This is a genomic window from Methylobacterium sp. CCH5-D2 (assembly GCF_001556475.1).
Lineage (GTDB): Bacteria > Pseudomonadota > Alphaproteobacteria > Rhizobiales > Beijerinckiaceae > Methylobacterium > Methylobacterium hispanicum.
The window spans coordinates 1-9,063 of the sequence record NZ_LSIX01001051.1 but is presented as its reverse complement, the minus strand read 5'-3'; the positions used below and the strand labels follow the sequence as shown (position 1 = coordinate 9,063).

General features: G+C 72.1%; 9 protein-coding genes and 1 pseudogene. 4 read left to right on the top strand and 6 right to left on the bottom strand.

The genetic code is table 11. The features are described from left to right. Positions 1–237 precede the first annotated feature (237 nt). Entirely contained in the window at positions 238–1,002 is a 765-nt protein-coding gene (locus AX737_RS28555) for a Fe-S cluster assembly protein HesB (RefSeq protein ID WP_082773353.1), read from the bottom strand. Positions 1,003–1,143: 141 nt separating this feature from the next. Here AX737_RS28555 and AX737_RS28550 point away from each other — a divergent pair, with 141 nt between their 5' ends. Further along, a complete protein-coding gene (locus AX737_RS28550; RefSeq protein ID WP_156454013.1) occupies positions 1,144–2,418 on the top strand; it encodes an O-antigen ligase family protein in 1,275 nt (424 codons plus the stop codon). Positions 2,419–2,779: 361 nt separating this feature from the next. Beyond that, positions 2,780–3,919, top strand: a complete 1,140-nt coding sequence (locus tag AX737_RS28545) for an acyltransferase (RefSeq protein ID WP_238230417.1) — start codon at positions 2,780–2,782, stop codon at positions 3,917–3,919. A 40-nt stretch (positions 3,920–3,959) separates the two neighbouring features. Here the strand turns inward: AX737_RS28545 and AX737_RS28540 are convergent, their stop codons facing one another. Continuing rightward, positions 3,960–4,211, bottom strand: coding sequence for a hypothetical protein (locus AX737_RS28540; RefSeq protein ID WP_066927244.1), 252 nt, complete (start codon positions 4,209–4,211; stop codon positions 3,960–3,962). A gap of 158 nt (positions 4,212–4,369) precedes the next feature. Here AX737_RS28540 and AX737_RS28535 point away from each other — a divergent pair, with 158 nt between their 5' ends. Further along, complete coding sequence (locus AX737_RS28535) at positions 4,370–5,056, top strand: hypothetical protein (protein ID WP_066927242.1); 687 nt, start codon at positions 4,370–4,372, stop codon at positions 5,054–5,056. Positions 5,057–5,304: 248 nt separating this feature from the next. Here the strand turns inward: AX737_RS28535 and AX737_RS34990 are convergent, their stop codons facing one another. Then, positions 5,305–5,442 carry a hypothetical protein gene (locus AX737_RS34990; protein ID WP_197430751.1) on the bottom strand — a complete coding sequence of 46 codons (138 nt, stop codon included), beginning with the start codon at positions 5,440–5,442 and terminating at the stop codon, positions 5,305–5,307. Between the two features lie 412 nt (positions 5,443–5,854). Here AX737_RS34990 and AX737_RS28530 point away from each other — a divergent pair, with 412 nt between their 5' ends. Next, positions 5,855–6,298, top strand: a complete 444-nt coding sequence (locus tag AX737_RS28530) for a DMT family transporter (RefSeq protein ID WP_066927241.1) — start codon at positions 5,855–5,857, stop codon at positions 6,296–6,298. Positions 6,299–6,354: 56 nt separating this feature from the next. Here the strand turns inward: AX737_RS28530 and AX737_RS28525 are convergent, their stop codons facing one another. From AX737_RS28525 to AX737_RS37580, 3 genes and pseudogenes are all read right to left on the bottom strand, one after another. Further along, complete coding sequence (locus tag AX737_RS28525) at positions 6,355–6,657, bottom strand: hypothetical protein (protein WP_156454012.1); 303 nt, start codon at positions 6,655–6,657, stop codon at positions 6,355–6,357. Between the two features lie 888 nt (positions 6,658–7,545). Beyond that, on the bottom strand, positions 7,546–7,827 hold the full coding sequence (locus AX737_RS28520; RefSeq protein ID WP_156454011.1) for a hypothetical protein: 282 nt from the start codon (positions 7,825–7,827) through the stop codon (positions 7,546–7,548). Between the two features lie 795 nt (positions 7,828–8,622). Continuing rightward, positions 8,623–9,063: pseudogene (locus AX737_RS37580) on the bottom strand (hypothetical protein); the annotation flags it as partial.

Here is a 9,063-nt window from a genome sequence, read left to right as displayed (position 1 = left end):
CCCCGCCTCACTGAGGCCCGCCGACCTGGCGGGACCCGGCTTCTGATCAGGTGGCAGGGACCGGGTCAAGGTTGAGCGCGGGTGGTCCTGGGTCCCAAGGGTCGAAGACCTTTGGCGGGTGCAGGGCAGAGCCCTGCATGTGGCCTCTTCGACCCGGCAGAGCCGGGCCGGAGAGGCCAATCCCGGGGCTGCGCGCCCCGGACCCTGCCAAGGGGCCTTGGGCCCCTTGGAACCCCGTTACGCCACCCTTGCGCTCGGGCAGATCTCGGCGAGCACGCAAGCCCCGCAGGCCGGGTTGCGGTGGTGGCAGACGCGCTGGCCGTGCAGCATCAGGATCTCGTGGTTGTCGTAGAGGTCCTGCGCGCTCCAGTCCGCGGGCAGCTGCGCCCGCAGGATCGGGTGCGACGGGCCGACATCGACCCGCGGGCCGATCAGGCCGAGGCGCTGCGCCACCCGGTGATGGTGGCTGTCGACGGGCAGCGCCGGCATCCGCAGCACCGAGAAGCTGAGCACCGCCGCGCTCGTCTTGGGGCCGACGCCCGGGATCGCTTCGAGCCAGGCGCGGGCGGCCTCCACCTCCATCCCCGCCAGGAAGCCGAGATCGAGCCCGCCGGCCCGCTCCCGCACGGCGGCGAGCACCGCCTGGATGCGCGGCGCCTTGAGTTCCGGCCACGTCACCCCGGCAATCGTCGCCTCGACCTCGGGAACCGGTGCGGCGATCAGCGCCGCCCAGTCCGGGTAGCGGGCGCGCAGCGCCTTGAAGGCGCGGCCCGAATCCGCGTTGCGCGTGCGGTGGGACAGCAGCGAGGAGACGAGCTCGCTCACCGGATCGAGCGCGTGGAAGTAGGGGATCGGGCAGCCGTAGACCGGGCAGAGCAGCCGGTGCACGGCGAGCGCCTTCGCGGCGAGGTCGGGCGCCGGCGCGGCCTGGGGGGCGGCCTCGGGGGCGGCTTTCGCGCCGCGCGGGCGCGGGGGCGCCTCGTGTCTGTGGGGAACGGCCATGCGGGCTCGAATCCGCGAGACGAGACCGCGGTTCCGCCCCCGGACGGCACGCCGCAGGCCCGCAGCCTTAAGGCTTTGCTGATCCGGCTCGTGGATCCTCGCGGCGATCGACAGCGCCTCCCGCGTCCGGACCCCGCCCCGATGCACGCCACCACCATCGCCGGGCCGGACCGGCCCCGATCCCCCGGCGTCTCCCGGCTCGGCCGCCTGCCCGTGCGGGCCGCGCTGGAATCCCTCGGCTACGGGTTGTTCTGGCTGTTCCTGTTCTTCACCTGCTTCACCTTCCTGCGGCCCTCGCCCTACGATTTCGTGGCGATCCCGACCCTGCTGCTCTGGTCGCTGCTCGGCCTGCGCTTCCACCGGGCGGCGCTGGCGATCTTCGCGCTGCTCCTCGTCTACGGAACCTGCCTCGTCGTCTCGCTGCTGCCCTATCTCGACGAGACGCTGCCGGGGGAGTGGACCTTCCAGTCGGTCTACCTGATCGTCACGGGCGTCTTCTTCGTGATGTTCTTCTCGGACGAGACGCCGCGCCGGGTCGAGTTCGCCCTGCGGGCCTATCTGGCGAGCTGCCTGTTCGCGGCGGTCTGCGGCATCCTCAGCTACTTCGACGTGCTCGGCGACGGCATCCTGTTCACGATGGACGGCCGCGCCTCCGGCGTGTTCGAGGACCCGAACCTGCTCGGCTCGTTCCTGATCCTCGCGGCGCTCTACCTGATCCACAACCTGATCACCGGGCGCACCCGCCGGATTCTCGGCTCGCTCACCGCGCTCCTCGTCATCCTGGCCTGCATCTTCCTGTCCTTCTCGCGCGGCTCCTGGGCGGCCTGCCTGCTCGGGATCGGCCTGATGAGCGCCATGGCCTGGGTCACGGCGCCGACGCGGGCGCTGCGGCGCCGGATCGCGGGCCTCGGTGCCGTCGCCCTCGTCTGCGGGGCCGCGATGATCGGGGGCCTGTTCGCGCTGGACGGCGTCGCGGCGCGCTTCAGCGATCGCGCGGTCGCCACGAAGGACTACGACGAGGGCGAGACCGGGCGCTTCGGCAACCAGCGCCGCGGCATGGAGATGCTGCTGGAGCGCCCCGAGGGCTTCGGCCCCCTGCGCTGGCGCCGCGTCTTCGGCCTGGAGCCGCACAACTCCTATATCGGCGCCTTCTCCAACGGCGGCTGGATCGCGGGCTTCGCGTTCCTCGGCATCGTGCTCGCCACGGCCGCGGTCGGCTTCCGGCTCTGCCTGACGCCCTCGCCCTACCAGCGCCTCGCCCAGATTGCCTGGCCGGCCCTGCTGATGTTCTTCCTCCAGGGCTTCCAGATCGACATCGAGAAGTGGCGCCACGTCTACATGATGCTCGGCATGGTCTGGGGCCTGCACGTCGCGCGCTGGGCGTGGCTGCGCGCCCGGGCAGGGGAGCCGCGGTGAGCAGGGCGATCGCACATATGGCGGCAACCCGTCTCGGATCGCGCCCGAGCCGCAACGCGCCCCCTCTCCCGTGCGGGAGAGGGTTGGGGTGAGGGATGAGAATTTTACGGACATGGCGCGGCGCCACCGAGCGGGCCTATCGCGCCCGATCCTGACAGTTCTCGTCCCTCACCCTGTCCCTCTCCCGCACGGGAGAGGGGACCCGCGCTCGATCCGGCTCAGGACTCGCGCGGCATATGCGATTGCCCTGCGCGGTGAACGCTTAACGCTGTCGCGGGATGCGGGCGGCGGCGAGAGCCCGCGTTAAGCGGGTCCGCCTACGCTCCGGGGAGCGCCGCGCAGGAGCGTGTCCGGGCCTCCCATGAACCAGATCGTTCCCATCCAGATCCTGCGCGGGGTCGCGGCCCTCACGGTCGCCTTCGGGCACGCCCAGCACGACGCCAAGGTCCAGAGCCTCAAGCTCGGCGGCGATTTCGAGCGGATCTTCACCCTGCCCTGGGGGGCGGGGGTGGACCTGTTCTTCGTCATCTCCGGCTTCATCATGGTCTACAGCTCGGAGCGGCTGTTCGCCCGGCCGGAGGCGGCCGGCCACTTCCTCGGCCGGCGCCTCGTGCGCATCGTGCCGCTCTACTGGCTGTTCACCGGGCTCTACCTCGCACTGCTGATCCGCGCGGCCGCGACCGAGGGCAAGGTGCTGCCCGCGACAGCCGATATCCTGGCTTCCTTCGCCTTCTGGCCGACCGACGCCTTCGGCGACGGCATCCCGCGCCCGATCCTGACGCTCGGCTGGACCCTCAACTACGAGATGTTCTTCTACGGCGTCTTCGCGCTCTTCATCGGGTTCGCGCGGGGCCGCGCCGTGCTCGGCGTCGCCGGGGTGCTGGCCGCCCTGGTCCTGCTGGGCGCCCTGGTGCCGGCCGGCCTGCCGGGACCGCTCGGGGCGGCCGCCTTCTTCTGGACGCGTCCGATCCTCATCGAATTCGCCCTCGGCATGGGCCTCGCGCTCCTGCTGCGCGCGAGCGTCCGCCTGTCGGCTCCCGCATGCGGCGCGCTGGTGGCGGCAGCCGTCGCCACCCTGGCCTGGGACCCGATGGGATCCGGGCATCAGGCCCTCGACTGGACCACGCCGAACGACGTCCTGCGGGTGGTCGGCTGGGGTGTGCCGGCGGCGCTACTCGTCGCGGCCGCCGCGCTCGGACCCCGGTGGCGGAGAGCCGGGTCCGGCGGCCTCGGGACGCGGCTCGCCGCGCGGTTGGGCGATGCGAGCTACGCGCTCTACCTCAGCCACCCCTTCGTGATCTTCGGCTTCCGCAAGGCCTGGGTGGCCGCCGGGCTCCACGACAGGCTCGGCTACTGGCCGATGCTCGCCGCCTCGCTCGTCCTCGCCTGCGCGGTGGCACTCCTCTTCCACCATCTCGTGGAGAAGCCGCTCACCACCTGGCTGCAGGCTCGCACGGCGCCGCGCCCGGCCGCCGCGATCTCCCCGCCGAACGCGGCCTGACCGCAGCGGGGAAACCGGGCGGACAGACCCGGGCGATCGATCAGGCGACGACCTTCGGGGCCGGAGCCGGCGAGCGGGACAGGCTCTGGATCTCGCGGGCAGGCCGCCCGGATTTCCGGGCGATCTCCTGATCCTGCTCGAGGATGAGTTGCTCGGCCGGCGCGTCGCCGTCGAGCCCGCCGAGGATCTCGACCGGGACACGCCGGTTCGAGGCGCGGCTGCCGTCCGCGTAGACGACGTCGAAGAGCACGAAACCGCGCTCCTGCGGCAGGGACTTGATGCGCTTGGCCATGAGGGCTGATAGACGCTCCCCGGCGCGCGGGGCAAGCCGTACCCGAGCAGGGGACGCAGACCATGGAGCGGCCTTGACGGGCGCCGAAGCCGGCCCCGCCCGCTCCGTCGACGCCCCCCGGCCGGGGACCGTCGCCGCCAACACCGGAAGGGCTCCCCATGAACGCCTGGGTTCACCTCGATACCGGCCCCGTGCCGGGCGGCGGCCGGAGCCTCGCGCTGATGCAGCGGGACGACGAGTTCACGATCGTCGTCGACGAGATCGAGCTGATGAACAGCACGCGCGGCACCTCGGAGGAGGCCCTGGCCACGCTGGCCTGCGCCCGGATGACGCACACGCCGGCTCCGCGCGTGCTCATCGGCGGCCTCGGCATGGGGTTCACGTTGCGCGCGGCTCTGCGCACGCTGGGGCCCGACGCGCGGATCGTCGTGGCCGAGCTCGTGCCGGCGGTGACGGCCTGGGCGCGTGGCCCCCTGTCGCGGGTCTTCGCGGGCTGCCTGGACGACCCGCGCGTCAGCGTCGAGGAAACCGACGTGAACCGCCTCATCCAGTCGGAACCCGCCGGCTGGGACGTCATCCTGCTCGACGTCGACAACGGGCCGGAGGGCCTGATGCGCCGGTCCAACAACCGGCTCTACGACGGCTGGGGCCTCAAGCGCCTGCGCTGGGCGCTGCGCCCCGCGGGGGTCCTCGCGGTGTGGTCCGGTTCACCGGATCGTAAGTTCAAGGCCCGCTTGAAGCGCCACGGCTTCGCGGTCGCCGAAACCCGCATCCCCGCCAACGGCCACACCGGCCCGCGCCACGTCGTGTGGACCGCGACACGGGCGGAGGCGCCCCTACCCTGAACGCCGCGCCCCGAGGCGGAGCGGCCCCGCACCGTGCGACAGTCGGGGGCACGGCCGGGGCGGCGTGGCCACCGAATCACGCCCAGTTCGGCGGTTTCACGACTTCCCGCGAGACCGCGGCCGTCACGTCATCGCCACCGCGCCGCGGCCGGCGGCAGCGACGGCCACAATGCAGACAAGACAAAGCCCGCCACGGCGAACCGGACGGGCTGCGTCGTCATGGCCGCGGAGGGCGGCCGCTCCGTGGATCAGGCCAGGGTCGGGACGGCACCGGCCGTACCAGCGTTCTGGGCGTCGCCGTCGAAGGTCTTGGCCAGGGCGATCACCAGCGAGACGTGAACGGCGGCGGCGAAGGGGAGGAGAGCGAGAGCGGCGAGGAGGGTCATCGGCGGGCGTCCTGTGGTGCAGTGCGATGAGGCTGATATCGCACTGCACGCCTCCGTTTGGTATACCACATGCCTCAAGCCCGGCATGCAGTTTTCGCATGACGTTCCGGCACGCCTCGCGTTCGGTCCGCAGCCATGCCGAGCGATCGGTCTTCGATCGAAGCGCTGCGCTTCTGGCGCAGGCCGGCGTCCTCCGCGTGATCGGCCGGCAAGGCTCACCGTTCCTCACGAGCACCCGGTCCACGGCTGCGCGCGGCGTTCCGAAGCTTCGTCGGTCGAGCACGATCCCGGGCCGCGCGACGCGGTGCGGGTGCGGTCGGCGGGGCGCGGACGACGCATCGCGGGGCCGCGTTGAAGCGTAGACCAGGCTCGCGCGTTCCACTTCCGGTGGTGGTGCGGATCGGATCCCAACATGTGGTACCTTTACGGCATCGTCCTGCTCGCGGGCATCGCCAACGCGATCCAGCCCGGGCAGAACGGTGCGTTGGCCCGAGGGCTCTCCCAACCGCTCACGGCCGGCCTGGTCGTGGGGGTCGGGACCCTTCTGACGATCCTGACCGCGGGCCTGGCCTCGGGCCGCCTGGCGTTACCGACCTTCGAGGAGGCCGCCCGCATTCCGTGGTGGGCGTGGTTCGGCGGCGTCCTGGGCGGCGGCATCGTGGCGACACAGCTTCTCGTCGCCCAGAGGGTGGGAGCGGCCGCATTCACGGGGTTGCTCGTCACCGCCGGCGTCCTGACCTCGATCGCGCTCGACCATTTCGGCTGGGTCGGGTTCGAGCGCCATGCCGCCAGCCTGCCTCGGATCGTCGGCGGCCTGCTGATGATCGGCGGTGTGGCGCTGATCGCCGCGTCCTGAACCGCGCGGTTCGCGGCCGAGACGGAAGGGCCCGGGCCGGGCAAGCCTCGCGGGCTTCAGCGATCGATCCCGCCTCCCTCGGGCGCGATGGACGCGTCATCGGCCGTCCTCCTGCGCCAGCGCAGGGAAAGGCCGGATCCGATGCTCTCGGCCAGACCTCGGCTCCTCAGGTCGATGCAGGCTTGGAGGGTCGGCCCGTTCCGCTGGTTGATCGGCAGTCTCGCACGGCACTTGATGACGGTCGTGCTGACGTACTCGTCGCTGAGAGCATCCAGTACATCCCGCTCTATGGCGCTCAGGCCCTTCGGCACGGACAGGGAAGGGCCGGCTTCGATGAGGCCGAGACTGATGCTGTACATAGAGGTCGGCGCGCCCTGGCAGGGAGCGCACCGCATGGGAGCGGGGTGCTCCAGAGGATATTGGCCAACAGCCTAGCCTCTTGGCATACAGTATACAAGGTGGGCATCCACCCTCCATCCGTCACGGTCCCGCTGGCGTTGCCCGAGCGAGCGGGATCGCCGTCCGGGGCCCCATGGCATGTCGCCGCGTCGGCGCGCTCGGCGCATGCCGTCAGGTGTCGAAGGTTCCGACCCGCCCACACCGGCTTCGGCCTCGCCGCGATCCGCGGAAGTCCGATCGCGCGCAGCCTCGGCCTGCGATCGCGGCCTGCCTGTCCGACGAGGGCCTGGAGGACCGCACGAAACGTCCGATCAGCGGGCGCCCTGCCTCGGCACGCGACGGTGCGACGGGAATCTCGTGACGGGCGCTAAGGCGCGCGCGACCAGCGTCGCGCACCGCCGACATGCGCGCGCTCCGAGTCCGTCGGCTGGACGGCTTCGGTCGGCGCGTCCATCGCAAGGTCGGCGTCGGGCCGGCGTCGCGGCCGCGCCTCGGACGGGCTCGCCTGCGGCCCGCGCGGCGTCCCGGCTAGACCAGACGGATCGAGCAGGGCCGACGGGACGAGCTGACCGAAGAACGCGAATGACATTGCGGCCCGCCCACCCAGCGACGTGTGTGAGGAGAAGGGATCCGCAGGCACTTCTGTTCCGTCGCGCCCGCGTCCGCTTCCGCCGCGTCGAGCAGCCCGCACCCCGGTCGCGGCCAGCCAGCGAAGGACGCCCCGAAGCGTCCGAGGGCGCCGACTGACCGCGCACCGTTCCTCGTCCCCAGCTTTCCCCGGGCCAGGGTGCGGCGGGACGGCGGATCCGAGCGCCCGCCCGCGATCCGTGCGGGACGACGCAGCGCCCTCAGGTCGCCTGCGCCTCGCGAAGCACGGCACGGACGCGTCCGGCAGCCGTTGCGATCGCGGTCTTCTGCGGCGCATCCTCGGGGATACCCTCTCCAAGGTAGCCGAGGCGGTACGCGATCCGGTGCTCGACGCCCTGCAGCAACGCGCGCGCGGGCCCTTCCTCCATTCGAAGCAAGGTCTGGGCGAGGTCGAGATAGGCACTTCGCATGAGGCTGAAGGCCAGGCGCGCCGCGGCTTCGGCCGCGATCGGGGTCATATCGGTCATCGCGTGTTCCCGCACCAACACGCTCCCCAGTGTCGAACGACTTATATGATGACGACCGCGCTGTAAATTCAGTCCCCGCACCCGCGCATCCGCCGATCTGCAATCGTCACGACCCCGCAATATCATGGATCAAGGTCCGCACGGCCCCGCGGTCGCCGCCGTCGCCCGCACGTCCATCCTCGCCCGACGCCACGACGGGCCGCATGACGCCCGACGGGCGCGGCCCAACGATCCTGCCCGCGCGAGACATCGCGTGCTGTGCGACGGTCGATCCTCTACGCGCTCCGTATCGCGGCCCGCTCACGGAAGTTCGCGAACAGCGTGCGCGCGTCGATCCAGGTGACGTCGCAGTGTCGATCGATCGAGAGGCGGTCGGAGCGCAGGTGGCACGCTTGGCTGGACCGTCTCTCCCGCGACAGATCCGCATCGAATTCCACGGTTGCACCGAACCGATGCAGGTTCCGGATCGTGCAGGCGAGCCAGAGCTTCTCTCCCGGCAGGAGAAGAGCCGCCCGGCGCTCGCGGTTCGGCGGCTTCCGGGCAGGCCGCGGGGGTCTCTTGCACGACGGCCCGTCACAGCATGGCATCCGCTTCGTCCCGCAGCCGGCGATTGTCATCCAGCGCAATCAACGAGCCCGGGCCGAAGGTCAGTCCATCACGAACGCGTATATTCACGCGCGCGGGATGCTGGAAGGCGAGGAGGGCGCCATCCGCCCGGCACCGTCCCACGGCCGGGACGGCCCGTGCGCGGTCCGACGCGACACCGCCCCGGCCGGGGAGGGGCCGAGCGGGATGTGCATATGCCGGCCGCTACTGGCGCGCGCAGATCGCGCGGGCCCGGAGGGCCGCCGGCGCCCGCCCCATGCCGAAGCAGTAGATGCTGGTCTCGTCCATCGCTGGCCGCTCACCCCCGCTGCAGGTGCCGTTCACCGCAAACTCGTCGTCCCGGCAGCTTGCGACGCACCGGCCGCCGCTGGCGCACGCCTCGACCTGTACGCGCAGGGCGATGCCGGCCGGCGCGGGTGCGCCCGCAGGGCCCGCGGGTCCGACGGGGCCGCGCTCGCCGTGGGGCCCGGGTGGTCCGGGCGGCCCCGGCTCGCCCTTCTCCCCGCGCGGTCCGCAGGGCGTCGCAGGTCCCCAGGGGCCGGAGGGTCCGCAGGGGGCGCGCGGCGAGAGGGGGGAGGTCGGCCCGGCCGGCGAGAGCGGGCCGGCAGGACCGCGCGGGGAGAAGGGCGAGCCGGGGCCGCCCGG